This is a genomic window from Parabacteroides distasonis, assembly GCF_004793765.1.
Taxonomy (GTDB): domain Bacteria; phylum Bacteroidota; class Bacteroidia; order Bacteroidales; family Tannerellaceae; genus Parabacteroides; species Parabacteroides distasonis_A.
The window spans coordinates 1-406 of record NZ_SRYM01000160.1 but is presented as its reverse complement, the minus strand read 5'-3'; the positions used below and the strand labels follow the sequence as shown (position 1 = coordinate 406).

Annotated in this window: 1 protein-coding gene; it reads left to right on the top strand. The window is 43.1% G+C overall.

Annotated features, from left to right (window positions below; translation table 11 throughout):
- Positions 1-161: 161 nt before the first annotated feature.
- Positions 162-406 (top strand): CHC2 zinc finger domain-containing protein (locus E5342_RS19190; protein WP_246867186.1); only part of this gene is annotated, 245 nt, incomplete at its 3' end.

Sequence of the window (406 nt, the reverse complement as noted above, 5' to 3'; positions counted from 1 at the left end):
GTCAGTTTGGTTTAGTCCGGGTGTATATACAAGAGGAACGGACTTACTATTTCCCTGTATCGGAACAGGCAGGTTTAGTATGGTACGGGTATATATATGACGGACTAAACAGGACTGGTGCACTTTTCAACTGTTTTTTAGTCCCCAAAAAAGAAAATGTTATGAATATCGAAGATGTGAAACAAATACCCATCGCAGACTATCTGCACAGTTTAGGTTATTCACCTGTCAAGCAGCAGGGTAATGGCTTGTGGTATAAATCACCGTTAAGGGAAGAATGCGAAGCGTCCTTTAAGGTGAACACTGACCGCAACCTTTGGTATGACTTTGGCGCAGGCAAGGGCGGTAACATCATCGCACTGGCAAAGGAACTCTATTGTTCAGACAGCTTGCCATACCTTTTAAA